24 protein-coding genes and 1 riboswitch are annotated in these 24,191 nt (G+C 65.9%); of the genes, 14 read left to right on the forward strand and 10 right to left on the reverse strand.

Annotated elements, in window-relative coordinates:
* Positions 1 to 61 precede the first annotated feature (61 nt).
* From ribE to F791_RS0109045, 4 genes are read left to right on the forward strand one after another with little or no spacing between them, the layout of a single operon-like run.
* On the forward strand, positions 62 to 547 hold the full coding sequence (gene ribE / locus F791_RS0109030; protein ID WP_018994196.1) for a 6,7-dimethyl-8-ribityllumazine synthase: 486 nt from the start codon (positions 62 to 64) through the stop codon (positions 545 to 547).
* Positions 548 to 569: 22 nt separating this feature from the next.
* Entirely contained in the window at positions 570 to 1,091 is a 522-nt protein-coding gene (gene nusB / locus F791_RS0109035) for a transcription antitermination factor NusB (protein WP_018995200.1), read from the forward strand.
* A gap of 22 nt (positions 1,092 to 1,113) precedes the next feature.
* Positions 1,114 to 2,088, forward strand: a complete 975-nt coding sequence (gene thiL, locus F791_RS0109040; protein WP_018994195.1) for a thiamine-phosphate kinase — start codon at positions 1,114 to 1,116, stop codon at positions 2,086 to 2,088.
* A 40-nt stretch (positions 2,089 to 2,128) separates the two neighbouring features.
* Complete coding sequence (locus F791_RS0109045; RefSeq protein ID WP_012983052.1) at positions 2,129 to 2,674, forward strand: phosphatidylglycerophosphatase A; 546 nt, start codon at positions 2,129 to 2,131, stop codon at positions 2,672 to 2,674.
* Between the two features lie 103 nt (positions 2,675 to 2,777).
* Here F791_RS0109045 and F791_RS0109050 read toward each other — a convergent pair whose 3' ends face one another.
* Entirely contained in the window at positions 2,778 to 3,062 is a 285-nt protein-coding gene (locus tag F791_RS0109050) for a hypothetical protein (RefSeq protein ID WP_018994194.1), read from the reverse strand.
* Positions 3,063 to 3,184: 122 nt separating this feature from the next.
* On the opposite strand from F791_RS0109050, the gene F791_RS0109055 reads away from it, so the two are divergent.
* Complete coding sequence (locus tag F791_RS0109055; protein WP_018994193.1) at positions 3,185 to 4,633, forward strand: circularly permuted type 2 ATP-grasp protein; 1,449 nt, start codon at positions 3,185 to 3,187, stop codon at positions 4,631 to 4,633.
* A gap of 1 nt (position 4,634) precedes the next feature.
* Positions 4,635 to 5,582 (forward strand): alpha-E domain-containing protein, encoded by a 948-nt coding sequence (locus tag F791_RS0109060; RefSeq protein WP_018137847.1) that lies wholly within the window; start codon positions 4,635 to 4,637, stop codon positions 5,580 to 5,582.
* Positions 5,583 to 5,679: 97 nt separating this feature from the next.
* Here F791_RS0109060 and F791_RS0109065 read toward each other — a convergent pair whose 3' ends face one another.
* Complete coding sequence (locus F791_RS0109065) at positions 5,680 to 6,528, reverse strand: proteasome-type protease (protein WP_018137848.1); 849 nt, start codon at positions 6,526 to 6,528, stop codon at positions 5,680 to 5,682.
* A 143-nt stretch (positions 6,529 to 6,671) separates the two neighbouring features.
* On the opposite strand from F791_RS0109065, the gene F791_RS0109070 reads away from it, so the two are divergent.
* From F791_RS0109070 to F791_RS0109080, 3 genes are all read left to right on the forward strand, one after another.
* Positions 6,672 to 7,265, forward strand: coding sequence for a histidine phosphatase family protein (locus tag F791_RS0109070; RefSeq protein WP_018994192.1), 594 nt, complete (start codon positions 6,672 to 6,674; stop codon positions 7,263 to 7,265).
* Positions 7,266 to 7,357: 92 nt separating this feature from the next.
* Entirely contained in the window at positions 7,358 to 8,008 is a 651-nt protein-coding gene (locus tag F791_RS0109075; RefSeq protein ID WP_018994191.1) for a histidine phosphatase family protein, read from the forward strand.
* Positions 8,009 to 8,223: 215 nt separating this feature from the next.
* Complete coding sequence (locus F791_RS0109080; protein WP_018994190.1) at positions 8,224 to 8,931, forward strand: 2-keto-4-pentenoate hydratase; 708 nt, start codon at positions 8,224 to 8,226, stop codon at positions 8,929 to 8,931.
* Between the two features lie 63 nt (positions 8,932 to 8,994).
* Here F791_RS0109080 and F791_RS0109085 read toward each other — a convergent pair whose 3' ends face one another.
* Positions 8,995 to 9,444, reverse strand: coding sequence for a host attachment protein (locus tag F791_RS0109085; RefSeq protein ID WP_018137852.1), 450 nt, complete (start codon positions 9,442 to 9,444; stop codon positions 8,995 to 8,997).
* Positions 9,445 to 9,656: 212 nt separating this feature from the next.
* Between F791_RS0109085 and F791_RS0109090 the strand changes: the two genes are divergently transcribed.
* The gene (locus F791_RS0109090; protein WP_018994189.1) at positions 9,657 to 10,238 is read left to right on the forward strand and encodes a GNAT family N-acetyltransferase; all 582 of its coding nucleotides are present in this window, start codon (positions 9,657 to 9,659) and stop codon (positions 10,236 to 10,238) included.
* A 31-nt stretch (positions 10,239 to 10,269) separates the two neighbouring features.
* On the opposite strand, the gene F791_RS0109095 is transcribed toward F791_RS0109090, so the two are convergent.
* The 4 genes from F791_RS0109095 to F791_RS0109110 all read right to left on the reverse strand — a co-directional run bounded on the left by F791_RS0109095 (position 10,270) and on the right by F791_RS0109110 (position 16,505).
* Complete coding sequence (locus F791_RS0109095; RefSeq protein WP_018994188.1) at positions 10,270 to 10,647, reverse strand: YajD family HNH nuclease; 378 nt, start codon at positions 10,645 to 10,647, stop codon at positions 10,270 to 10,272.
* A 78-nt stretch (positions 10,648 to 10,725) separates the two neighbouring features.
* Positions 10,726 to 13,326 carry a bifunctional diguanylate cyclase/phosphodiesterase gene (locus F791_RS0109100; RefSeq protein WP_018994187.1) on the reverse strand — a complete coding sequence of 867 codons (2,601 nt, stop codon included), beginning with the start codon at positions 13,324 to 13,326 and terminating at the stop codon, positions 10,726 to 10,728.
* Positions 13,327 to 13,459: 133 nt separating this feature from the next.
* Positions 13,460 to 14,476: an alpha/beta fold hydrolase gene (locus tag F791_RS0109105; RefSeq protein WP_018994186.1), complete on the reverse strand. Its 1,017-nt coding sequence runs from the start codon at positions 14,474 to 14,476 to the stop codon at positions 13,460 to 13,462.
* A gap of 7 nt (positions 14,477 to 14,483) precedes the next feature.
* Positions 14,484 to 16,505: a site-specific recombinase gene (locus tag F791_RS0109110; protein WP_018994185.1), complete on the reverse strand. Its 2,022-nt coding sequence runs from the start codon at positions 16,503 to 16,505 to the stop codon at positions 14,484 to 14,486.
* Between the two features lie 355 nt (positions 16,506 to 16,860).
* On the opposite strand from F791_RS0109110, the gene F791_RS0109115 reads away from it, so the two are divergent.
* Complete coding sequence (locus tag F791_RS0109115) at positions 16,861 to 18,033, forward strand: TlpA disulfide reductase family protein (protein WP_018994184.1); 1,173 nt, start codon at positions 16,861 to 16,863, stop codon at positions 18,031 to 18,033.
* Positions 18,034 to 18,097: 64 nt separating this feature from the next.
* Here F791_RS0109115 and F791_RS0109120 read toward each other — a convergent pair whose 3' ends face one another.
* Together F791_RS0109120 and F791_RS0109125 are read right to left on the reverse strand one after the other, a co-directional pair.
* On the reverse strand, positions 18,098 to 18,733 hold the full coding sequence (locus F791_RS0109120) for a TMEM165/GDT1 family protein (protein WP_018137859.1): 636 nt from the start codon (positions 18,731 to 18,733) through the stop codon (positions 18,098 to 18,100).
* A 117-nt stretch (positions 18,734 to 18,850) separates the two neighbouring features.
* Positions 18,851 to 18,968, reverse strand: a riboswitch (yybP-ykoY riboswitch).
* Between the two features lie 89 nt (positions 18,969 to 19,057).
* Positions 19,058 to 20,467 carry a diguanylate cyclase gene (locus tag F791_RS0109125; RefSeq protein WP_018137860.1) on the reverse strand — a complete coding sequence of 470 codons (1,410 nt, stop codon included), beginning with the start codon at positions 20,465 to 20,467 and terminating at the stop codon, positions 19,058 to 19,060.
* 186 nt (positions 20,468 to 20,653) lie between these two features.
* Between F791_RS0109125 and F791_RS0109130 the strand changes: the two genes are divergently transcribed.
* The 3 genes from F791_RS0109130 to F791_RS0109140 all read left to right on the forward strand — a co-directional run bounded on the left by F791_RS0109130 (position 20,654) and on the right by F791_RS0109140 (position 22,349).
* Positions 20,654 to 21,277 (forward strand): TetR/AcrR family transcriptional regulator, encoded by a 624-nt coding sequence (locus F791_RS0109130; RefSeq protein WP_018174819.1) that lies wholly within the window; start codon positions 20,654 to 20,656, stop codon positions 21,275 to 21,277.
* Positions 21,278 to 21,288: 11 nt separating this feature from the next.
* The gene (locus F791_RS0109135; protein WP_018137862.1) at positions 21,289 to 21,777 is read left to right on the forward strand and encodes a DsrE family protein; all 489 of its coding nucleotides are present in this window, start codon (positions 21,289 to 21,291) and stop codon (positions 21,775 to 21,777) included.
* Between the two features lie 71 nt (positions 21,778 to 21,848).
* Positions 21,849 to 22,349, forward strand: coding sequence for a DsrE family protein (locus F791_RS0109140; RefSeq protein ID WP_018137863.1), 501 nt, complete (start codon positions 21,849 to 21,851; stop codon positions 22,347 to 22,349).
* Between the two features lie 78 nt (positions 22,350 to 22,427).
* Here F791_RS0109140 and F791_RS0109145 read toward each other — a convergent pair whose 3' ends face one another.
* The gene (locus F791_RS0109145) at positions 22,428 to 24,059 is read right to left on the reverse strand and encodes a methyl-accepting chemotaxis protein (RefSeq protein WP_018174820.1); all 1,632 of its coding nucleotides are present in this window, start codon (positions 24,057 to 24,059) and stop codon (positions 22,428 to 22,430) included.
* Positions 24,060 to 24,191 lie beyond the last annotated feature (132 nt).

Genomic DNA, 24,191 nt, shown 5'->3' on the forward strand with positions numbered 1-24,191 from the left:
ATGCTACACTACGCAGGATTTGCGGGCCGCGTGTCCGCCCCATTCCGACCGGAACCACATCATGCACGAGATCGAGACCCTGGAAGGCGAGTTCACGGATGCCGCCAACCATCGCTACGGCCTGCTGCTGGCGCGCTTCAACAGCCTGATCGTCGAGCGCCTGCTGGAAGGCGCGGTCGACACCCTGAAGCGCCACGGCGTCGCCGAGAAGAACCTGACCATCGCACGCGTGCCCGGCGCCTACGAGCTGCCGCTGGCGGCGCAGGCGATGGCGCGCTCCGGCCGTTATGACGCGGTGATCGCGCTGGGCTGCGTGATCCGGGGCTCGACCCCGCACTTTGACTATGTCGCGGGCGAGGCCGCCAAGGGCCTGGCCCAGGTGCAGATGACCGAGGACCTTCCGATCAGCTTCGGCGTGCTGACGACCGACTCGATCGAGCAGGCGATCGAACGCGCCGGCACCAAGGCCGGCAACAAGGGCGCGGATGCCGCAATGGGCGCGATCGAGATGGTCAGCCTGATGCGCAAGCTGCGCGCCGACTCCTGAACGAGTGGGTGCCGTACACGCCGTGAGTGAATCCCATAACCCTTCGCAGCCCGCAGGCAAGAACCCGCGCCAGGGCGGGCGGGGCAAACGCCCGCACAGTACGCCCGAGCAGCGTGCCCGCCACGCACGCTCGGTTGCGCGCCGCCGTGCCATGCAGGCCCTGTATTCCTGGCAGATGACGGCGGCCGAGCCCAAGGACATCCTGGCCGAGTTTCGCGACGACGAGGAACACGCCAAGGCCGACGCCGAATACTTCCGCGAGATCCTGATCGGTGTGACACGCAACCGCGAGGCCCTGGATGCCCGTATGGAGCCGTACCTGGGCCGTCCGCTGGATCAGCTCGACCCGGTCGAGCGGGCCCTGCTGTGGCTCGGCCAGTGGGAGCTCGCCGAGCGCATCGATGTGCCCTATCGCGTAGTGATCAACGAGGCGGTGGACCTGGCCAAGCGTTTCGGCGCCGAGCAGTCGCACCGCTACATCAACGGGGTGCTGGATCGGCTCTCTGCCGACCTGCGCGGCCCCGAGCGTTCCGTTCAACGCTGATTCCGATGGGCCGCCTCTCGCCATGACCGGTCCCGACTCCGAATTCGATCTGATCCGGCGCTACTTTGCCGAACCTGCCGGGACCAGCCCGGACGTGCGCCTGGGCATTGGCGATGACGCCGCGCTGCTTGGGGTGCAGGCCGGCCACGAGCTGGTCGTCAGCGTGGATACGATGGTCGAGGGGACGCACTACTTCCCCGACCACCCGCCGGCCAGCCTGGGGCACAAGGCCCTGGCCGCCAACCTGAGCGATCTTGCTGCGATGGGGGCCGATCCGCTTGGGGCGGTCCTGTCCCTGACCCTGCCTTCCGTCGACCATGACTGGCTGGCGGCCTTCAGCCGCGGCTTTCTGGCATTGGCCGAACAGGCCTCGGTTCCGCTGGTCGGTGGCGATACGACGCGTGGCCCCGGGGCAATCAGCGTGACTGTGCTGGGTCAGGTCCCGGCCGGGCAGGCCCTGCGGCGCGCCGGTGCCCGCCCCGGTGACCGCCTGGTAGTCAGCGGCGCACTGGGCGGGGCGGCCGCGGGCCTCGCCTTTGAGAAGCAGCGCCGGGCGCAGGGCCGGCCACCGGACGAGGAGTCCCCGGACTGCGCCCGCCTGTTCTGGCCGAGTGCGCGCCTGGCACTGGGGCGTGGCTTGCGCAATCGGGCGCGCGCCGTCATCGATATCTCGGACGGGCTGTTGGCGGACCTCGGCCATCTGGCCGCGGCATGCGGCTGCGGTGCCCGGGTCGACTGGTCGCAGCTGCCGGTCGATCCGTTGCTGGAAGGGCAGCCCGAGGAAATGGTTCGCGATTGTGTGCTCGCCGGTGGCGAGGACTACGAACTGCTGTTTGCCTTGCCGCCCACCGAGCCGCTGGAGCTGCTGAGCCTGAGCGTGCGCACCTCGCTGACCGTGATCGGCGAGTTCACCAGCGGCCGCGATATCGAGGTGGTGGACGCCCATGGCGCGCGGCTGGACGTCGCGCGCCGGGGCCACGATCATTTCGCGGGCTAGCCAGAAACACAAAAACAAAAGAACAAAGCCAAGGGACGTCATGGCCAGGAAGAAGACCGGCGCCGGTGCGGCGCCCGCCCAAAGCGCAAAGCCGAAGATGCCGTCGGCGAAGACGGTGTTCACTGATCCGATCCACCTGCTGGCCTTCGGGTTCGGGAGTGGCCTGTCGCGCTGGGCACCGGGGACCACCGGATCGCTCGGGGCGCTGGTGCTCTACTTCGCGATCATGAACTTCCCGGAGTGGGCTTATCTGGCCGTCACCGTGCTCGTGGTGATGGCCGGGTTCCACATCTGCGGGGAGAGCGCACGCCGTCTGGGCGTGCACGACCATCCCGGGATCGTCTGGGACGAATGGGCGGGCATGCTGATTACCCTGGCGTTCGCACCTGCGGGGCTCGTCTGGATCGTGATCGGCTTCCTGCTGTTCCGGCTGTTCGACATCCTCAAGCCGTGGCCGGCCAACTACTTTGACGCCAAGTGGAAGGACGGGCACGGGATCATGATGGATGACGTGGTCGCGGGGCTCTACGCCGGGTTTGCGCTGGTGATTCTCGCGGCGCTGTTCCAGCAGTTCTTCGTGCAGTAGCCGGCTTTCGGTTGTTAGAGCCCTTTGATGGGATTCGCGTTGCTCATCCCATCCTACGAGGTTGGTGGCGCGCCGTAGGATGGGATGAGCAACGCGAATCCCATCATCCCTGACTCCGGGTGAAAAGAGGCAGTTCATGGCGCCGCGCATTGGCCGCGATGAAGGTCCCGCGGCCCCCCTGTTCCGTGTCCAGACCGGCGCGTTCGGTCGACGCCTCGCCCAGAATCGTGGCAAGAAACACCTCCAGCTCGCGGCCGTCCACGCGTAGCTCTCCATAGGGTCCGCCATCGGTGGCCGGATACCAGAAAAGACGCGGCTGCCAGTTGCAGCCCTGGATCTTCGGATGCTCGTAGAGCGCGATCAGGCGCTGTTCGAGGGTGTCGCTCATGGGAACCTCTGGCGGGTCAGGGGGACGAAAAACGTACACCACCCCATTTCGGCTATTGCCCGTGGTGCCGGAAAAGGCGCTACTGTAGTGCAAACCGTTCCCCGCGTCAGAGGACCCGACGTATGGCGATTGACTGGAAGCAATACGACCCCAAGCCCTTCTTTGATGAACTGATTGCCAAGCCTGGCAAGCCGCGCAAGCCGGCGAAACCCCTGACCGATTACCTCAGCAGCCTGGACGACGCCGAGATCCAGAGCCGCAAGGCCGCGGCCGACAGCGCGATCCTGGAAATGGGTATCAGCTTCACGGTCTACACCGAAGGCGAGAACATCGACCGCGCCTGGCCGTTCGACATCATCCCGCGGGTGATCACCAAAGCCGAATGGGAGCGGGTGTCGAAGGGGCTGGAGCAGCGCCTGACGGCGCTCAACATGTTCATCAACGATATCTACAACAAGCAGCAGATCTTCAAAGACAAGATCATCCCGCGCTACGTACTGAAACAGTCGAAGAACTTCCGCGAGCAGTGCGTGGGGATCACCCCACCGCACGGCGTCTGGGCGCACATCTGCGGCACCGACCTGGTACGCGACGGCAAGGGCGACTTCTACGTGCTGGAGGACAACCTGCGTGTGCCCTCTGGCGTCTCCTACATGCTGGAAAATCGGCAGGTGACCAAGCGCGTGTTCCCGGAGCTGTTCGAGAACTCGAGCATCCTCCCGGTGGACGAGTACCCGACCCAGCTGTTCGACATGCTGGCCTCGATCTCGCCCCGCCCACAGGACTACCCGGAGATCGCGGTACTGACCCCGGGGATCTACAACTCGGCCTATTTCGAGCACTCGTTCCTGGCCCAGCGCATGGGGGCCGAACTGGTCGAGGGCGCGGACCTGGTGGTCGGTGATGACGACTGCGTGTACATGCGCACCATCGACGGTCTGGAACGGGTGGACGTGATCTACCGCCGGATCGACGACGAGTTCATCGATCCGGAGGTGTTCAATCCGGACTCGATGCTCGGCGTGCCCGGCCTGATGCGCGCCTGGCGCAAGGGCAATGTCGGGCTCGCCAATGCCCCCGGGGCCGGGGTCGCCGACGACAAGGTGATGTACGCCTTTGTACCCGAGGTGATCCGCTACTACCTCGACGAGGAGCCGATCCTGCCCAATGTGCCGACCTACCTGTGCGTGGACGACAAGGACCGCGAGTACGTGCTCGATCACCTGGACGAGCTGGTGGTGAAGCCGGCCAACGAGTCCGGGGGCTACGGGATGCTGGTCGGCCCGCACGCCACCAAGAAGCAGCGCGCGGAGTTCGCCCAGCTGATCCAGAAGGACCCGCGCAACTACATCGCGCAGCCAACCCTGGACCTGTCCGTCGCGCCGACGCTGTGCGGCGACGATATCGAGCCGCGCCACCTGGATCTGCGGCCCTTCATCCTGCAGGGCGTGCGCACGGACGTGACCGCGGGCGGGCTGACCCGGGTGGCGATGCGCAAGGGCTCATTGGTGGTGAATTCCTCGCAGGGCGGGGGCAGTAAAGACACCTGGATCGTGGACGAGGAGAACTAAGATGCTCTCGAGAGTCGCGGAACGCGTGTACTGGATGGCGCGTTATGTCGAGCGGGCGGAGAACACCGCGCGCATGGTCACGGCCTTCCATCTGCTGGCGCTGGACATGCCGAAGTCGGTACAGCTCTCCTGGAAGGGCCTGGTCGAGGTGACCGGGAACGACGAGCTGTTCGACAACCACTACCAGCGCGAGGACGAGCGCAATTGCGTGAAGTTCCTGCTGGCCGATGCCGACAACCCCAGCTCGGTGCTCAACTCCCTGCGCTCGGCGCGCGAGAACGTGCGGACCACCCGGGACCTGGTGCCATCCGAGGCCTGGGAGGTGATGAACGAGCTCTACCTGTTTGCGCGTGACGAGATCGACCAGGGCATCGGCAAGCGCGGTCGCTTCGAATTCCTGTCGAGCATCGTTCAGCGCTGCCAGACCCTGACCGGGCTGCTGGCGGGGACGATGAGTCACGATGCCGCCTATGACTTCATCCGCCTCGGGCGCAATCTGGAACGCGCGGACATGGGCACGCGTCAGGTGGATGTCGGCGCGCTGAAGCTCCTGAAGAAGGACCACGACGACCCGGAGCCCTACGAGGGCCTGCTGTGGACCAGCATCCTGCGTTCCGAGAGTGGCTTTCAGATGTACCGCCAGCACGTGAAGCGGCGGATCAATGGCGTGGATGTCGTGCGCTTTCTGTTGCAGGACAGCGCCTTTCCGCGTTCGGTCACCCACGCCCTGAAGCAGGTGCAGGATGCGCTGGAAAGCCTGCCGAACAACGAAGTTCCACTACGGCTGGTCATCCAGGCCCGGCGCCATGCAATGAACGCCAACGTGGACGAACTGCTGGCCGAAGACGGTCTGCACGACTTTGTCGACCGCCTGCAGCAGGACATCGCGGATATCCACGGCGCCAATGCCGAGACCTGGTTCCTGGCCGCCCCTGCACAAGCCGCGTAACCCGCCCCTCTGGGAGCTTGCTTGCAAGCGAACGCCCCTGCCAGCGTTCGGCACGGGCAGGGGCTTCGCCGGCAAGCCGGCTCCTACGGCGCCGTGGTCAGCGGCGGGGCTTTTTGGGCTTGCTGGTGCTTGCCTTGGTGGTGCCGGCCTTGCTGCCGCCGGTGGTTTTGCTGGATCCACGGCTGACCCGCGTCCCGCGCTGCTTGCGCCCGTGCGTGCCTTCCCAGTCGAAGCGGGGGAGGTCGGTAAAGGCACGCTTGATGTTTTCGTCCCAGGCCTGAGTGAGGGAACGCAGGTATTCGTCGTCGGCCTCCATGCACAGGTAGTGGTCGAAGTCGAGGGTGCCGCGCTCGTAGACGAGGACCTCGATCGGCGGCCCGACGGTCAGGTTGGAGCGGATGGTGGAATCGATCGACACCAGCGCACAGCGGGCCGCATCGCCGAGCCCAGTGTCGTGCTCGATGATGCGATCCAGGATCGGTTTGCCGTACTTGCTCTCGCCGATCTGCAGGAACCGCGTCTGCTGCGACGTGGTGATGTAGTTACCCTGGGGGTAGATCAGGTAGACGCCAGGGGGGGCCTCCCCGATCTGGCCGCCGATGATCATCGTTGCCTCGGCCTGCATGCCGGAACGGGACAGGGCCTCCGAGTGTTTCTCGGTCTCCTCGCGATTCAGGCGCCCCAGGTACTCGGCGGCGTCCGACATGCGCTCCACGGTCGCCAGGCTCTCCTCGGCGTTGTCCTCCATGTCGCGCTTGAGCCGGTGCACCACGGCCTGCGTGGTGGCCAGGTTGCCGGCGGTCAGCACGACAAACATGCGCTGACCCTCGACCTCGAAGGTGTGCATCTTGCTGTAGGTGCTGACCTGGTCGACACCGGCATTGGTACGCGAGTCGGAGGCGAACACGAGGCCGTCGTCCAGATCGATGGCGACACAGTAGGTCATGCGGGAGCGGGATTCCGGGCTGGGGAGAACGGAATACTAGGGCCGAGATGGGGGGGCGTCAACGATCGGGTATGGCGAACCTCGGGTGGTACGGTTGGTCTGAACCGACTGGATGTCGGGTGGGAAACGTGAGGGCATAACGCATGTGGCGCATGGCTTTTATTCTGATTGCGACTCTTCTCGTACCGGCGGTGGGCCACGCCGATGCCGAGTTGGCTCCCGAGGCGCTGATCGAGCGCATGCAGGAGGGTGGGCTGGTGATCTACTGGCGCCACGCGGCGACCGACCGCAGCCAGCGTGACCGCGACCTGTCGGACATGTCCCGCTGCGAGCTGCAGCGCAACCTCAATGATCAGGGCAAGGACGAGGCGCGCAAGGTAGGCGAGGGTTTCGAGCGTCACGCCATTCCGGTCGAGTCGATCCTGAGTTCGGCGTTCTGCCGCAACGTGGATAGCGCCCGGATCGCTTTTGGCGAGGGCGCCTACGAGATCCGCGAGGATCTGTTCAACGTGCCGCCGGTACGCGATCGCGGGCGTCAGGACGAGCTGGTTCGCGCCTTGCAGCGTTATCTGAATACACTCCCCGAAGATGCCGACCAGAACGTCGTAATCGTGGGGCACAATATCAACCTGCAGCGGGCGGCCCGGGTGCAGATCGACGAGGGCGAGATCGCGGTGTTCGAACCCGGAGAGGAACGCCCGCGGCTATTGGGGGTGCTGACGCCCGACGACTTCTGAGCCGGTCCGCCCGGGCGCGCCCTCGATATTTCGTCTACGCATTATAGTGTTGGATAGACGAAGCATGGGGAGCAGAGGCGATGGCGAGGCGGATGTTTGGGTTCTTTGGGGCGCTGCTGATCGGCCTCGTCCCCTTGGGGCTTGGGGCTGATGAGCTGAGTGCGGAACAATTGATCGAACGCCTGCAGGGCGGCGGGCTGGTCGTCTTCTGGCGCCATGCGGAGACCGACCGCTCGCACGATGACTACGACATCAGCGACATGGATGACTGCGCGGGGCAGCGCAATCTCAGCACCCTTGGGCGCAATCACTCGCGGCGGGTGGGTGACGGCTTCCGCGCGCTGGAGATCCCGGTCGAACAAGTGTTGACCAGTCCCTTCTGCCGAAACTGGGAGACCGCCTCGCTGGCCTTCGAGGAATACGAGATCCGCTATGACCTCTTCAATCTCCCCTGGGTGCGGGACGAGGACCGCCGTGCCCATCTGATCGATGGCCTAGCGCGCCACCTCCATACGCCCCCGGAGGATCCGTCTTCCAACATCGTGGTCGTGGGCCACGACCTGAACCTGCGCCAGGCGGTGGATCTGGAAATCCAGGAGGCCGAACTGGCGATCTTCGTGCCCGCACACGACGGCCCCAAGCTCCTCGGGGTGCTCGCCCCGAGTGACTTCCCCGAGCCCGATGCCGACCGTATCGCACCCGTCCCCGGGACTCCCGAACGCGAGGCATCCGATCCGCACTAGCGACGTCACCTGGGCGGTCCCCGGGTACAATGGCCGTTTTGGGGAGAATCCGCATGCGTCCTTGCAGGGGTGTTGGCCTGGCAGGGCTGTTGCTCGGGTTATGGATCGCGGGTCCTGCATTCGCGGCCTGCCCGGAGGGCAGTGCCCATGAGGGCGAGGCTCTCGCAGCCGCCTGGCTGGATCGGGAGCCCGTAGCTCGGGTCCAACCGGAGGACATGGCCGATGCCCTGTGCATTCAGGGCGCCTTGGTGGCGGATCTGGATGCGGCGGTGGGGCCGCATGTGGGGTGGAAGGTCGGTCTGACCTCCGAGAGCATGCAAGAGCGCTTCGGCGCCGATGCCCCGGTGGCGGGCCCCATGCTGGTCGGGATGATCTGGCCGTCGGAGGTTCCGGTCGAACGGGATTTCGGCGCGCGCCCCATGGTCGAGGCCGATCTGGCCGTGCGCGTGGCGGACCCGGCCATCATGCAGGCATCGGACCATGCCGAGGTGCTCGCGGCCATCGACTGGGTGCTGCCATTCATTGAGCTCGTGGATCTGATGGTCGCGGACCCCTCCACCCTGGATGCCCGGAGCATTACCGCGATCAACGTGGGCGCTCGGGGAGGTGTCCTGGGCGAGCCGTTGCCCGTGAACCCGGAGATGGGTGAGACGCTGGCCGCGATGACGGTGGTCATCGAGAACGAGGATGGCGAGGTGCTGGGCGAGTATCCGGGTAGCGCCATCCTCGGACACCCACTGGACGCCGTACTCTGGCTGGTGGATGAACTGGCGGCCCGCGGCGAGACCCTCGAGGCCGGCGAACTGCTGAGCCTGGGGAGTTTCGGGCCCTTGTTTTCGGTGGATGAACACGACGCCTTCCTGGTGCGTTACGAGGGCCTGGTTCCGGGCCAGGCCCCGGAAGTCGAAGTGCGGTTCGAGTAAAAACGGGCCCGATCAAAAAAGGGGCCCGCGCTGGGCGGGCCCTTGTCGAGCAAGGTCAGTGGCTTAGTAGAGGAAGTCCGGCAGGTGACTGCGCAGGGCGGCCGGGTCCTGGATCTTGGAAACGTTCTTGGCAATCTGGGCGGTTACGATCTGCGCGACCTGCGGGTCCAGCAGTTCGCGCAGGGCCCCCAGGAATTGTGGCGCGGCAAGGATGACCAGCCGCTGATAGCTGCCGCTGTGATAGCCCCCCCGGAGACGGTCGGCGACTTCGCGGGCGAAACGGTTGCGTTCATTGACACTTGGGTCGGTGGTCTCCTGCATGGCGTGGCGGCCGTCACCTCCGGCGCTGCTCCAGCTGCGGCCGGGGCGGTCCGTGACCAGATCCCGGGGATGTACGCGGGACTCGGTGTGCGTCAGGGTTTCGATTTCGTGCAGACCCTGGCAGGCACGACCTTCACAACTGAGGATGCGCGCGCGGGCGGCATCGGCCACAACGATCCATACGGTATCCATACAGTGCCTCCTGTTGGACAGGCGTGAATGCCCCGAAGGGCGAAATGAACGCGCGATCCACGAGCGGGCCCGGTACTGCGATCGGGTCCGCGCGGGATGTTGCATCCTTTCTTCTTGAGTGTAGATCGTTGTGGCTGAGTTTCCTGGTTCCAGGGGCATCGAATCGGCCCCTTTGATCTGTGTCACAGGACGTACAAATAAAGGAGGCGGGAGTGAATTTCACGGTGGAACGTGGCACGGGCCTTGAGCCGCACCTGGAGGCCATCGCGCGCCTGCGTATCGAGGTCTTTCGCGAGTGGCCCTACCTGTACGAAGGCTCCGTCGAGTACGAGCGGGACTACCTGGCCGACTATGTCCGCTGTCCGCAAAGCGCGGTGGTGCTCGCCTGGGATAGAGGAGAACTCGTGGGGGCGTCGACCTCGCTGCCGCTGGCGGCGGCCGACGCCGATTTTCAGGCCCCTTTCGCTCAGAACGGACTGGACCCCGAGCGGTATTTCTATCTCGCGGAGTCGGTCCTGCAGCGGCCTTATCGGGGACAGGGGGCCGGCCATCGCTTCTTTGATGCCCGCGAGGCCGCAGCGCGCGAGTCGGGCTATACGCAGGCGACCTTCTGTGCCGTCATCCGTCCGGACAAACATCCGGCACGCCCGGCGGACTATCGCCCGCTGGACGGTTTCTGGCGCAAGCGCGGCTACGAGCCCGCCGACGGGCTCGTGTGCCACTACCACTGGCCGGATCTGGGCGAGGACGGGGAGACCTGGAAGCCGCTCCAGTTCTGGTGGCGGTCACTGTAAGCAAGTCCTCGGGACGCCTGCCCCGCAGGCCTTACTTCGAGTCTTCGTCCCGGTTCAGCAGATCGGCGAGCCCGGCAAAGGGGTTATGGGTCGCCGTGGTTTCGGCGCTCTTGCCGCTCCCTGGGGTCGCGTCGGTATAGCGCTGGTGTTCGTTGTCGTGGCAGTACAGGCACAGCAGCTCCCAGTTGCTACCATCGGGGGGGTTGTTGTCGTGGTTGTGGTCGCGGTGGTGCACCGTCAGTTCCTGCAGGTTGGCGCGCGTGAACTCGCGCCCGCAGCGCCCGCAGACCCACGGGTACATCTTCAGCGCCTGTTCGCGATAGCCCCGCTCGCGTTCGGTCCTGGATTGATGGCTTTGCGCGACCAGCGCGTCCAGCCGTTCGGAAGACCCCTTGCCCTTTTGTCCCATCGTGCCTCCGGCCGCTTTGTCAGCCACAGCGTAGCGGTATCCCACGATAAAACAGCGTGGGCCGTCAGGCGAGGCCGTTCAGTGGCGGGTCTCGCCATTCCCGGGACCGGGCAGCGGTCCGGGGCCGGGGTGGCCCACATGAAAGCCCTGGGCGTAGTGGATGCCGATGGACTTGACCGCTTCCAGGATCTCGGCGTCCTCCACGTACTCGGCGATGGTGCGCACGTTCAGGTCGCGCGCCAGCGCCGCGATCGAGCGGACAAATGCCTGGTCGCGCGCGTCGTGGACCATGTTGCGCACAAAGTCGCCCTCGATCTTCACGAAGTCGATGGGGAAGCGCTTGAGGTAGTGGAACGAGGAGAAGCCCGAGCCGAAGTCGTCGACTGCGAACTGGAATCCCTGCTGCTTCAGGTCGAGTACGAACTGTTCCAGCACGGCCATGTTCTTCACCGTGTCGCGCTCGGTGATCTCGAAGACCACCTTGGCCGGCTCGATGCCGTGGTCGTGCGCCAACTGGCGGACCTTGCCGATGAACTCGCCGATGATCAGGGCGCGCGGCGAGAGGTTGATGAACAACAGCCCCGAGTAGCCGGAGCGGCTGACCTCGATAAAGGCCTGCTCGATCAGCACGTAGTCGAGCTGGTGCATCACCCCCATGGTCTCGGCGACCTCGACGAACTGGCCCGCCGGGATCAACTCGTCGCCCACACGGATGCGCATCAGCAGCTCGTGGATATGGGCCTCGCCGGTGGCGGTGTCCATGATCGGTTGGAAGTAGGGGACGATGCGGCGGTCCTCCAGCGCCTCCATGATCATGATGCCGGTCTCGCCCGCCTCGCGGAACACTGCGGCCACTTCTTCGTCACTCGGCACGCAGACCGCGTTTTTCCCCTCGCGCTTGGCCTTGTACATCATGTTGTCGGCCACCAGGAACAGGTCGCGCGTGTCCTTGCCGTGGCGTGGATAGGCGGCGATGCCAATGCAGGTGGTGGCCTTGACCCGCGAGCCGTCCGGGGCCGGGAGCGACAGGCCATCGGTGGCCTCGGCCATGTGCGCCGCGAGCTGCCAGGCGGAGTGCTGGTCGGTCTCGGGCAGGATTAACGCGAACTCGTCGCCGCCGTAGCGCGCCAGGATGTCCTCGTTGCGGATCGCGCCCTGGATCGTCTCCGCATAGGCCTGCAGGAAGCGGTCCCCAAAGGCATGGCCGTAGCGGTCGTTGATGGTCTTGAAGTTGTCCAGATCCACGACCATCACCGCAAAGGAATAGCCATGCCCCTCGGCGCGCTTGATCTCGTAGTTGAACAGCTCCCAGAACACCCGCTGGTTGTAAAGATTGGTCAGCGGGTCACGCGTCGCGTAGTACTCGAGGTCCTGGGTGTACTTGTAGATCGCCTTCACCGAGCCGACCAGGTTCAGCAGGGTCGACAGGATGCTCTCGATCACGACATGGCGTACCGGGTCGCGCACCAGATCGGACTGCACGCCGATGCCGACCACACCGCCAATGCGCGGGGTGTCCAGTACCAGTGACTTGGTCGCCAGCTCGATCTGGCGGGGCGAGAGTTCCGGCAGATGACTGGAGGCGTCGGCGACGTTGTGCCGCACGCTGATGTTGGCGTCCCGCACGAACTCCTCGGACGCCCGGATGCGATGCGTGGCCAGGCGTTCCACAGTGCGCCGGGTGGCCTCCGTGGGCTCCGCGCGCCAGAAGATCTCCAGCTCGTAGACGTCGTCGTTGGCCTTGAACAGGGTGAACAGGGTGTAGGCGTCGATGATCGTGTTGATCTCGGTCAGCAGTACCCCGATGTATTCGCGCCAGTCACGCACCACATCCGACGTGATGATGAACTTGTCCAGTAGCTTCAATTCGAACTCGAGGATGTCCTTGTCGACCGCGACCGCGCGCAGCTTGCGCACCAGGTCATCCACCTGGTCGACCACCTGGTTGAGCTCCACGAACCCGGTGTCGATCGCCTGCGTCTCGACGTGGTTGAGGTCCTTGATCGCATTGACGCGGGTTACCTGGTCCTGGAAACGGCGCACCGAGCGGGTGATGGGCGCCGTTGCCCAGGCTGCGATCAGGGAGCCCAGCAAGAGCGTGCCCAGCCCGGTCCCGAGGAAGGTCCAGACCTGCTGGTTACGCGCCTCGCTGATGGCCGTGCCCAGGTCCTGGCGCACCTCCATCACCCCGAGCACATCGCCGCTGGACGCGTTGCCATGACAGGCGAGGCATTCGTTGCGGGCGCGCAGAGGGAAGGTGTAGCGCAGCTCGCCGTTGTCCTGGCGGCTTTCGATGGCGCCGGTCTCGAACGCATGCTCGATGCGCTCGTGCCACGCGGGCTGATCCACGTCGCCGTACAGTGCCGAGACCTTCTCGCCGCGATAGAAATCCAGCTGCAGCGGCGTATCCGCCAGCGATTCCTCGATCCCCGCCGAGAACGCCTCCAGCTGCTCGCGAGTCCAGCCCTCGCGCATGATCTGGAACATCGAGGCGAAGGTCTGGTGGGCGATGCCGCTGGCCGTCTGTTCTGCCTGGCGCGCCATCGTCCGTTCGTAGATCAGCGTGGAGGTGATATGGACTGTCAGGAACACGAGCAGGGCCACGCCCATGATCGCGGCGACGATGAACAGCCGCAGTCGCAGGGCCCGGCGCGGGGATGCGGGGCGTTCAGCGGACATGAAGACCTCGCGGGTCCAGGCAAAAGGCCTCTGAGTATTAGATACCTCATGCCCCGGGATCTTGATCTGGATCACATGCGCAAGCGATGCAACTTTTGTGACCCTTTCGCCGGCGTGGGCCGGTCGGCGCGAATCAGCGTTGCGTGTCGAGTTCTTGCAGGTTCTGCACCATGGTCTCGGGCGCGCGTTCGTGGCCGGAGGGCAAGTTGGGCTCGGGGTCCAGCATCCAGGCAACGAGATCGCCAAAGGTGTCCGCGGAACGGGTATAGCGCGTGAGCATGTGGTAGCCCGCGGGATAGAGCACCATGCGGTGGCCGGGGTCGCCGGTCGCGGCCAGGTGTTCGGCCAGCACCGCCGTAGGCCCGGGTGGCACGAGGTCGTCTTTCGCGCCGTAGAGCAGCAGGCTTGGGGCGGGTAGCGTGCCTCCGGCGCTCAGCGCGCGGCCCATCAGCGTGGTCAGTCCGTCCAGGGCGTCGATGCGGGCATCGCGCAGGACCAGCGGATCATCGCGCATCTGCTCCAGGACCGCCGGGTCGTCGGTGGGCTGGATATCGAATTCCGCCGCCATCTCGCCGGTCAGGCGCATGCCGGGGGCAATGCGGGCGCCAACCCAGAGGCCGAAGCGCTGGTACCAGGGCATTTGATCGCGGCTCCAGACGGCCGGGCTGATCAGCGCCGTCCCGCGCATGGGCGGCGGGTCTTCGCCGGTGGCGGCCACCAGGGCCACGGCGCCGCCCATGCTCTTGCCGATCAGGTAGGGCGGGTTGTCGGGATAGCGCTCGGCGAGGATGCGCAGCCCGGTGCGTGCGTCCTCGGCCATCGTCTGATAGCCCGCCCAGCGGCCGATATCGCGGTTGGCGCCAAAGCCGCGCTGATCAAACGCGTAGACGGCGATCTCGTGCTCGGCAAGGGCCTCGCCCAGGGCCGCCATGCTGCCGCCGTGGTCGTTGAAGCCGTGCAGGGCCAGGGCGACCCGGCGGGGCTCTTCCGGTCCCCAGCGGTGTAGCGGGAGGCGGGTCCCGTCCGCGGCTTCCAGCACCTCGGCGTCCGGGCGTTCATCCGGGGCATCGTCCACGGCCGGCTGCGGCGGACTGCCGGCACAGGAGGCCAGCCAGAAGGCGGCGAGGACGACCCACCAGACGCGCATCATGCCGGCTTCACCTGGGCGGCGCCTCGTCACCTTCCTGTGCCTCGCCACCTCGTGGTGGGAGCAGGAATTGCGTCGGGTGTCGGCGCAGGTGTCGGCCGTAGGCCTTCAGCACGCGGTCGAAGGCCCCGATGCGGACGCCGCGGGCACGCAGGGCGACGTACAGGGCCAGGCCGAAGCTGACCCACAGGTTCACCGCGCCGATCAGCAGCACGAACACCAGGAACAGCAGGAAGGTGAACACGCCGATCGACTCGCTGGCGGTCACGTAGCCGAGGTTGGCGGAGGCGAAGGCCACATGCTGGATGTCCAGCGGCAGGTTCAGCAGGTAGCCGACAAAGCCGGTCATGCCGAGCAGCATGCCGAACAGGAAATTGCCCAGCACCGCGCCGTAGTTGTATCCGACCCAGTCGGCGAGACGGTGACGGGTGGTGGTTGGCAGCAGCCGCTGCAGCAGCGGGTGCTCGCGCAGGCGCCCGGGCAGGTCGAGATAGGCGCAGCGGTTGTCGAAGAACCCGGCGATCAGGCCAGAGACGAACAGCCAGACCCCGGCGATGGCCGCGAAAAACAGCGCCAGGCCCAGGATCGGGCGCAGGCCGTCCAGCAGGTAATCCGTCTCGGTGCCCGAAAGGATCGGTGTGCCGAAACCCCAGGCCGCGAGGGCCCCGATCAGTAGCGCCGTGGGGAGTGCCACGCCGACATTGCCCAGCACGGCCGCAAACTGGGAACGGCCAACCCGTACCAGCAGTTCCGCAAGCTTCGAGGCATCGGCCGTGCCGCGTTCGTTCTCCTCGATCGCGGCCGCGAGGCGCGCGGCGGTCATCGCCGGCTGCTTGGTCGCCACGGTGAAGTGCAGGATGTGGATCAGCACAAAGCCCAGACCGTAGTTCAGGCTGACCCACAAGGCGTTCCAGCCCTCGGACAGGCCCAGGGATTCCACCTGGATCTTGATCAGCGCCATGAAGGCGATGATCAGGCCCGCACCGGCGCCCGAGCGCAGCATCGTCAGGTACTCGCCGCGATCACGGGTGATGTAGTGCTCGCCGGTGTCGGAGACATGCTGCGTGATGCTGCGCGAGACCAGCCGGATGTTGTCCTGCCACAGCGCGCGCAGCCCGTGGCGGCGGGCACTGGCCGTGACCAGCTCGCGGAACACGCCCACCGCGGTGGTGCGTGTGTGTGCCTCCTCGCGCGGCTCGAGCAGGTCCAGCAGCTTGTGGATGCGCGACAGCGTCTGGTCCAGGCGCTCCAGCAGATGGGTCAGTGACAGGCTGCTGCCATGCGTGATCGCCCGCCGGCGCAGGCGCAGGATCTGATCCCCGCACTGTTCCAGCAGCACGCGGGCATGGGCGTCGTCCATGCGCTCGTGGCCGGGGTCCTGCAGCCAGGCACGGTAGTCGCGCACATAGGCGGAGATCTCGCGCTCCTGCGCGACGAAGGCGGAATTGCGCTCGGCAATCGACGGATCCAGCCGCAGCAGTTCCGGTTCCAGTTCCTCGGCGGCGATCCAGATCGAGAGCATCTCCAGGGCGTAGAGCGTCTCGCTGCGGGCGCGGTCCAGCACGCCGGGGTGTTCGCCGGACAGGCAGCCCAGCGCCCCGAGCAGCCGGGACCAGGCATCGTCCGGCAGCGCCGATACCCAGATCGCGTCATCGGGGTTGTGGAAGACGTGGTAGAGCACGTCCCGGAGATCCGCGCGGTCCATCGGGTGCGGATTGATGCGCTCGTACAGGAGTTCCGCGGCCTCGCGGAAGAAACCCTTGCGGGAGAACAGGCCCACGCCGGTATACAACGTCAGGTGGCGGGCGTCCTCCAGGCCGGCCTCCAGACGCTCGCGCAGGCGTTCGCGAACCTCGGGCTGTTCCTGGAGGGCCAGCGTCAGGCTCTCGATCCGGGCAATGACCGGCGCGATGTTGCGGGGGTTGTCCGGGCGCAGCCAGTCCACGATGCGGCGCAGGGTCTCGGCGAGATCGCACTGACTGTCATCCTGCAGGGCGTCCAGCAACTGTGCGGCATCGTCCGGGGTCTGCATAACGCTCCCTGCGCAATCGGAAAGCGCCCATTATACGGATAGCCGGTGCCCGGTCAGCGGCCCCCGGGTTCGCCCGGAACCGTGGTCAGGCCGAATACGAGAAACGAACAAATCCCGTGTAGCAAGGGCCGATCTCGGCGCATGCGCACCTCCCGTTGCGGCAATGCGGGTCGACGCGCGCGATATATTGAACATAGCAGGTGCCGGCTCGGCCGGTGCTGTTGATGAGGGCAGTGGCTGCATGAAGGCAACAGTAAGCAGGATGGGTGGGTTCCGGAGTGCGAGCCTCTGGGTATGGGTCTGCTGGTTGTTGCTTATGGGGTCGGCAGCCGCCCAGGCCGACCCCGAATCACGGGTGGTCACGGACGACTCCGGCGCCGCCTTCGACGTGACGTTGTATCCGGCCGAGGGCCAGCGTCTGTATCTGTGGCTGCTGCCTCAGGCAGGGCAACACGAGAACCATGATCGGCTGGCGCGCGAACTGGTCGCCTCGGGTATCGAGGTGTGGATGGTTGACCTGCTGGACGCGTATTTCCTGCCCCGTACCAATGAGAGCATGCGCAGCCTGGATGGTGAGGGCGTGGCCGCACTGATCCGGGAGGCGCACCACGAGACGGGCAAGGAGGTGATGGTGGTGGCCTCCGGACGCCCGTCGATCGTCGCGCTGCGCGGCATGCGCCACTGGCAGCTCGGCGAACCCGGCAGCGCCTACCTGATAGGCGCGACGCTGGGCTTCCCCAACTTGATGGTCGACACACCCGTGGCCGGGGCGCCGGCCGAGTACGTGGACGTGGCACGTGCCACCAACCTGCCGGTCTTCATCCTGCAGCCGGAACTGGGGGTCTATCGCTGGTATCTCGACGAGATCCTCGGCGCCCTGCGCGGGGGCAGCAGCCCGGTGTTCGTGCAGATGGTCCCCGAGGTGCGCGACTTCTACTACCTGCGTCGCGGCGACCCCAGTGCCGAGGAGCGCGCCGCTACCGATCAGCTGGCGCGTCAGCTACGTCGGGCGGGCAACCTGCTGGCGACCATGCCGCGCCCGCTCGCGGCAAGTCCGCTCCCGGAGCGCGAGTCGACCGTGGAGGCCCGCCGCGGTCTGGTGGAACGCGATCACACCCCGCCGATGGAGGACTTCACGCTGACGGATCACCTGGGGGACGAGCAGTCCCTGAGCGACTATGCCGGGGACGTGATCCTGCTGAACTTCTGGGCGACCTGGTGTCCGCCCTGCGTACACGAGATCCCGTCGATGAACCGCATGGCGGAGAAGCTGGGCGAGGGCTTCGAGATCGTCTCGGTCAACTACCAGGAAAGCGCGGAACACATCGCCGAGTTCATGGACGAGGTGCAGGTCGACTTTCCGGTGCTGATGGATTTCGACGGCCGGGTGGCGGCGGGCTGGCGGGTATTCGCCTTCCCCAGCTCGTTCATCCTCGACCGCGAGGGGCGCATCCGCTATTCGGTTAACAGCGCCATTGAGTGGGATGATCCGGAGGTCATCGACACGGTACGCGAGTTGATGCAATAACGCGGCGAACGGAGCGCACCCGCGGGATCAGGAGATTTCGGCCTCCCGCGAGCGCAGCCTTGCGTTATTGCCCCTGCTGGTGGTTCTCGACCGCCTGCATCAGGAAGCCCGAGAGGTCCGGAAGGCCAAGATCGGGGATCCAGTTACCGGCCTCGGCCCAGGTCCACAGACCGATCAGCAGGAACATGCCGGAGGCGACAAAGCGCATCGGCGCGGCGGGGATGCGCGCGGCAAAGCGCTTGCCCAGGATCAGGGCCGGGGTGGTGATCAGCAGAATGCCCACGGTGGCGCCCAGTACGACGGGCAGCAGGGCGCCGGAGGCCCCGGCCAGGGTGACGACCGCCAGCTGGGTCTTGTCCAGCATCTCGAACAGGAAGAAGGCGACCGCGGCGGCGAAGAAGGCGCTGCGCGCCTTGGGCGCCTGCTCGTCTTCCTCGTCCTCCGGGAACAGGACCCAGATCGCCATGATCAGGAAGGCCGCGCCGACCACCCACAGGTGCCAGTCGGTGGCAATCACCGCGAACAGCCAGATCCCGACCACGGCGGACAACAACTGGTTCAGGAAGAGGCCGGTGGCCATACCCCAGAATACGGCCCAGGCACTGCGGCAGCGCATGCCGAACACGGCCGCCAGGAACATCGAGCGGTCGCCGATCTCCGCGATGGCCACGGCCACGATGGACAGCAGAAAGAGTTCCATGAATGCAATTCCGGGGCGGGCGGCGCAACGCAGAGCCGGTGACATCGCCATCCGCCGCCCGCCCACGGGCTGTCCTCGCGATCACGCGAGGCGGATATCGATGCCACAGGTCTCGTCAGGCCGCTTGTCGGAGGCGCACCGGGGCGCCTTCGGACGGGCTGCATACGCCATGGCCCGAGGGCCAAGGATGTTGACGCATGCCTCCGGCGCTGCCGGAGCGACTACTCCCCTGAGGGTGCGCGAACTATAACCAATGCGTTTAGGGTCTGTCTATCGTGTTCTTGGCGGACGTTGCCCTTGCGGGATTGGCGCGGCGGGCGACGTTCAGGATGGGGCCGGCGCAGCGTCGTCCGGCGTGGCGAACCGCGACTGGTTGCGGCCCTCGTCCTTGGCCCGGTACAAGGCCCGGTCCGCGCGCCGGAGCAGGCCTTCCGCTGTTTCCATCGGCTCGGCGAAGGCGATACCAGCGGAGCAGGTCTGCTGGTTCGGGGTGCGCTGACGGAGGCGCTCGATGACCGTGCGCGCCTGATCCGGACCGGTGTGAGGGAGCACCACCACAAACTCCTCGCCCCCGTAGCGGGCGACCGTGTCGCTGGGGCGCAGTTCCTGATGCCAGGCGGCGACCAGGTCGCGCAACAGGCGATCACCCTGCGCGTGGCCGTGCTGGTCGTTGTACTGCTTGAAGTAATCCAGATCGATGAAGGCTAGGGTGAGCGGTGTGTCCAGACGCCGGGCACGCGCAAGTTCTTCCTCGAGAACGGTTTCCAGCTGTCGGCGGTTCGCCGCGCCGGTGAGAGGATCGGTGCGCGAGAGTTGCTCCAGCGCCTGGGCCTGGCGTTGGGTCTCCCGGATCAGGCCGCTCATGCGAACCAGAACCAGCAGGAAGATCAGGATGGAGGCACCGGCGGCGACGCGCACCGTGTCGGTATCCACCCCGGCGGTGAACAGGATGATCCCCGGCACCAGTACCGCCGCAGAACCCAGGATGTAGAGCCTGCGGCGGGAGAGCTCATGGCTGCCGGTGCGGTCCTCCGGATTTACCTGGGTCGAGGGGTGCCAGGCGGCTGCGGCGAACAGGGTATAGGCGATCAGCCAGCCGGCATCGGTCAGTCCGCCGGGCTGATACCAGCCGGTGGAGTTCCCATGGGCGTAGAGCAGGTCGGCGCTCAGATAGGCCAGAACGCCGAGCAGCAGCAACAGCTGGCCATCAATGTGCGTGTTGTAGCGAAACACCAGGCGCAGTACCAGTGGCAGCAGCATCAGGTCGAACACTGGGTAGCCGGCCGACACCAGCAGCTGGAGGCTGGTCAGTTCCGGATCGTACACATAGGGCTGGATCAGCAGCGCCCAGGCGAGCACCGCCGCGGAGATGCCGACGATCAGGGCGTCGCCCAGGGCACCATCGTGCCGGTCCGTGGGGCCGCCCAGTCGCCACAGGGCGACAATGAATAGCGGATACACCGCCAGGTACAGGAAGTCCGGCGCCGCCGGAAACGGCTCAAGGCCCTGCAGATCCAGGACATACCAGATCAGGTGCCCGGTACCTCCGAGGAGCAGGGCGGTCGCGATCAGGATCCAGGCCGAACGGCACCAGGGGCCCCGGTCACGAAACAGCGAGGCCGCAACCACGGCGGCGGCGCCAAGGCTTGCCGCTACATACAAGGCCGCGGCAGTGTGGCCGTAAGGCATGGCCACATAGGCAATGGTGGCCACAAGCCCGATCGCCAGCCACACAAGCCATTGGCGTCGGCCGGATCCAGGCGTCATGGCCTGGGTGTGCGGATTATCTGAATCGGTCATTGATTCCCCCTGAGCCCTGATGTTGGCAGAAGCGACACGTTTTCGCGCGTGCCGCGTTGGGGATGGCAATCGCCGTGTTTCTGTCATAGGGTAGAACGAACGTTCGTTCTAGGGTGCGACATGTCGGCTGCGGTACAGGAGAATCTGCGCGGGGATGCGCTGCGCCAGCGTGTGCTGGAAACGGCGCTGGAGCTGTTCGGCACGGCCGGGTATTTCAACACCTCGATTCACGACATTCGGCGCGAGGCCGGGGTCTCGATCGGCTCGATCTACCACCACTTCGGCAACAAGGAGTCGCTGGCCAAGGCCCTGTACGACGACCTGCTGGAGCGGATGGATAGTGGGCTGCGCGAGGTGATGGAGCAGCAGCGGACGTGCCGCGCGCGCTGCGACGGCATCATCGCCTTCATGTTCCGGGCGGCGACCGACGATCCCCGCACCATGCGCTTCGTGCTCGAGGCGCGCCATCGGGAGTTTCTGCCAAACGAGCCGCCCGTTTGTTCGTCGCGGCCCTTCCTGCGGATGCGCGAGTGCATCGAGCAGGGCATTGCCTCCGGCGAGGTTCGCCCTATCGAAGTCCCGGTCGCTGCCACCGTGGCGTTTGGCGGGGCGATCCGCCTGCTCCACCTTCATCTGGACGGCGTCCTCGAAGAGCCCCTGTCGTGCTACCTCGCGTCGATGCAGGACGCGGCCTGGCGGGCGATTGCGAGTGATCCGCCTGCGGCCACAAACCACCCTACCTAGGAGACCGAAGAATGAAAATGCTGGCTGTTCTTTCCCTGATCTTGACGCTGTCCGTGGTGTCACTGTCCGCGCATGCGGAACCGACGGATACCCGGGCCCTGGAGGGTGTCGACCAGGGCCGGGTCGTGTTTGACCTGAACAACAATGACCCAGAGCTGCTTGCGCTGTATCTGATGGTAATCCGCGAGACCTTCAACGACCTGACCGATCAGGGCGTCGAGCCGGACATGATCCTCGCCTTTCGTGGTCGGGCGGTGACGATGGTCAGCGAGGATCGCGAGCGCTTCGAGCTGACCGAGTTCGACCATCTGGATGCGATCGAGGAACACATTGCCGCGCTGAAGGAGAAGGGCGTGCGGATGGAGTCGTGCGCCGTTGCCACCCGCCTGTTCGGGGTGGATCACGGCGAACTGCTGCCGGGCATCGAGCCAGTGCGCAACACCTTCGTCTCGCTGACCGGCTACCAGGCCCAGGGCTACGCAGTGATCCCGATCTACTGAGCCGCCTAATGCGGCCACACCGGGCCCGAAAACAAGACAAGCGGGCCCCAACCCCAAAGGAGACATAGCTCATGCGAAACCGAATCCTGATCCTGCTGCTGGCCGCCTTGCTGCCTCTCGGGTTGATCTCGAAGGCGAATGCAGAAGGCCTGGACAACCGCGAGGCCACCCAGGGCATCGAGACCATGCGCGCGGTCTACGACATGCGCAAGTCCGACCCCGACGTGATGCTCGCCTACCTCCGTGGCATCGCCACCAATCACGAGAATCTGGTGAAGGAAGGCGTGGAACCGGACCTGCGCATGGTGTTCATCGCCGAGGCGGTCAAGTTCATCACCACCGACCCCGAGCCCGAGATCGCGATGGACCACGGCGACACGCTGGAGGAGATCGCGAAGGCCGTCGAACGCCTGGACGAGCTGGGCGTGCGCATGGAGGTCTGTGCCGCGGCCACGCGTGCCTATGGAGTGGACAACGACAAGGTCCTCGATGCGATCAAGCCGGTCCGCAGCGGCTTCATCGCCGTGATGGGCTACCAGAATCAGGGCTACGCGCTGGTTCCGGTCTACTGAGCACCTCCGGGACCTCTCACACGGTCCCTTTTCCGGCCGTCACAGGGATGTGACGGCCTTTTTTGTGCCCATGCCGCGTCAGGCGATGCGGTAGGCCGAGGCCAGGTCCCGCACGCGGGCGGCGATGCCGGCGACGTCCTGGCTGGCCGTGGAGGTCTGTTGCGCGCCACGGGAGGTATCGCCGGTGAGGTCGTTGATGGTGGCGATATTGCGGTTAATCTCCTCGGCCACCGCATTCTGTTCCTCGGCCGCGCTGGCGATTTGGGTCGTCATGTCACTGATGCGTCCCACCGCCTGAACGATCGATTCCAGTGCCTCGCCGGCCCGTTCCGCGTCGTGGCTGGTCGATTCCGCCATTTCGCGCCCGCGCCCCATCGCGTTGACGGCCTCCCGTGTGCCGGCCTGCAGGGCCTCGATCATGGCCTGGATGTCCGCGGTGGAGTCCTGGGTGCGGGAGGCGAGGGTACGCACCTCGTCGGCGACCACCGCGAAGCCGCGACCCTGTTCACCCGCGCGGGCGGCCTCGATCGCGGCGTTCAGCGCCAGCAGGTTGGTCTGCTCGGCAATCCCGCGGATTACATCCAGCACCGAGCCGATCTGCTGGCCCTTTTCGTCGAGGCTGCGGACGGTGCCCTCGATGGTCGCGACCTCGCCGGACAGTCGGCCGATCTCCTTGACCACCGAGCGCACGACCTCGCCCCCGTCCCGGGATTCCTGATCCGCTTCCTGGCTGGACGAGGCGGCATCGGAGGCATTGCGTGCGACCTCCTGCACGGTGGCGGCCATCTCGTTCATCGCCGTGGAGACCTGTTCGGTCTGCGACTGCTGCTGGTCGACGTTGCTGTTGGTCTGGCTGCTGACGGCAGAGAGCTGCTCCGCGGCAGAGGCCATCTGGTCGGTCAGGCCCCGCAGTTCCCGGATCGATCCCTCGAACTGCTCGAGCATGCCGTTCAGGGCTCGGGCAGTGGCCCCGATCTCGTCGTCGTTCCCGATCTCGACCCGTTGTGACAAGTCGTGATTCTCTACGATTGCAGAAAGGGTCTCGCGCATCCGCGACACCGGGGTGGCGATCGCGCGGTAGGTCCATGTGCCGATCACGACGACCGCAATCAGCACGATCAGCAGCACGATGCCGGTGCGCAGGAGTACCTGGCCGTAGACCTCCGATACACGCTCCGCCTCCACGCCGGCAACCTCGATCTGCAGGTCGACCAGTTCGGTTATGCGGTCGCTGATTGGGTCGATGGTGTCGTACAGCGGGCCGTTGAACGCGCCCAGCTCGCCCTCGACGTTGCCGGTCATCCCGGACAGGGCCTGTTCCAGGCGGTCGAGATCGGCATTGGCTGCCTGGAATTCCTCGATGGCGGCGGTGGCCAGCTCTTCCTCTCGGGGGGTGAGCGTCGTGGCCATGTAGCGCTCCCAGATTTCGTCGATCTCGGCGCGGGCGGTCTGGACCCCGTCGAGGGCTTCCTCGGCCGACATCAGGCCGTTGTCGGCCTTGTTCACCGCGTCGATCACTAGAATCGCGTAGTTGTCCGCGATCGTCTTGAGCTGCTGCAGCGGCACTACGCGGTCGTCGTAGATGCTCTGCACCCCATCCTCGATGGTCGCGATGCCGCGTCCTGCCATCAGCGCGACCACGAGCAGTGCCAGCACAGGGACGATGATGGTGATCGCCAGTCGGGAGCGGATATTCAGCGAACGGGGCATGGGCAAGTCCTTTCGTTAGTACTTCGATCCCGGGCGATTGTGCTCGGGGCAGAGAGTTTAACGGCAGGGTCAAGCCCGTTTTTAGGGAGTGGTCAGGGAAGGGGGCGATCCGCATGTGGCGGGCGGAAGGGC

Source organism: Thioalkalivibrio sp. ALRh, assembly GCF_000381425.1.
Lineage (GTDB): Bacteria > Pseudomonadota > Gammaproteobacteria > Ectothiorhodospirales > Ectothiorhodospiraceae > Thioalkalivibrio.

Coding starts and splice junctions, on each gene's coding strand:
- ribE (WP_018994196.1), top strand. CDS start 62: ATGCACGAGATCGAGACCCTGGAAGGCGAGTTCACGGATGCCGCCAAC.
- thiL (WP_018994195.1), top strand. CDS start 1,114: ATGACCGGTCCCGACTCCGAATTCGATCTGATCCGGCGCTACTTTGCC.
- F791_RS0109045 (WP_012983052.1), top strand. CDS start 2,129: ATGGCCAGGAAGAAGACCGGCGCCGGTGCGGCGCCCGCCCAAAGCGCA.
- F791_RS0109050 (WP_018994194.1), bottom strand. CDS start 3,062: ATGAGCGACACCCTCGAACAGCGCCTGATCGCGCTCTACGAGCATCCG.
- F791_RS0109055 (WP_018994193.1), top strand. CDS start 3,185: ATGGCGATTGACTGGAAGCAATACGACCCCAAGCCCTTCTTTGATGAA.
- F791_RS0109060 (WP_018137847.1), top strand. CDS start 4,635: ATGCTCTCGAGAGTCGCGGAACGCGTGTACTGGATGGCGCGTTATGTC.
- F791_RS0109065 (WP_018137848.1), bottom strand. CDS start 6,528: ATGACCTACTGTGTCGCCATCGATCTGGACGACGGCCTCGTGTTCGCC.
- F791_RS0109070 (WP_018994192.1), top strand. CDS start 6,672: ATGTGGCGCATGGCTTTTATTCTGATTGCGACTCTTCTCGTACCGGCG.
- F791_RS0109075 (WP_018994191.1), top strand. CDS start 7,358: ATGTTTGGGTTCTTTGGGGCGCTGCTGATCGGCCTCGTCCCCTTGGGG.
- F791_RS0109080 (WP_018994190.1), top strand. CDS start 8,224: ATGGCCGATGCCCTGTGCATTCAGGGCGCCTTGGTGGCGGATCTGGAT.
- F791_RS0109085 (WP_018137852.1), bottom strand. CDS start 9,444: ATGGATACCGTATGGATCGTTGTGGCCGATGCCGCCCGCGCGCGCATC.
- F791_RS0109095 (WP_018994188.1), bottom strand. CDS start 10,647: ATGGGACAAAAGGGCAAGGGGTCTTCCGAACGGCTGGACGCGCTGGTC.
- F791_RS0109100 (WP_018994187.1), bottom strand. CDS start 13,326: ATGTCCGCTGAACGCCCCGCATCCCCGCGCCGGGCCCTGCGACTGCGG.
- F791_RS0109105 (WP_018994186.1), bottom strand. CDS start 14,476: ATGATGCGCGTCTGGTGGGTCGTCCTCGCCGCCTTCTGGCTGGCCTCC.
- F791_RS0109110 (WP_018994185.1), bottom strand. CDS start 16,505: ATGCAGACCCCGGACGATGCCGCACAGTTGCTGGACGCCCTGCAGGAT.
- F791_RS0109120 (WP_018137859.1), bottom strand. CDS start 18,733: ATGGAACTCTTTCTGCTGTCCATCGTGGCCGTGGCCATCGCGGAGATC.
- F791_RS0109130 (WP_018174819.1), top strand. CDS start 20,654: ATGTCGGCTGCGGTACAGGAGAATCTGCGCGGGGATGCGCTGCGCCAG.
- F791_RS0109135 (WP_018137862.1), top strand. CDS start 21,289: ATGAAAATGCTGGCTGTTCTTTCCCTGATCTTGACGCTGTCCGTGGTG.
- F791_RS0109140 (WP_018137863.1), top strand. CDS start 21,849: ATGCGAAACCGAATCCTGATCCTGCTGCTGGCCGCCTTGCTGCCTCTC.
- F791_RS0109145 (WP_018174820.1), bottom strand. CDS start 24,059: ATGCCCCGTTCGCTGAATATCCGCTCCCGACTGGCGATCACCATCATC.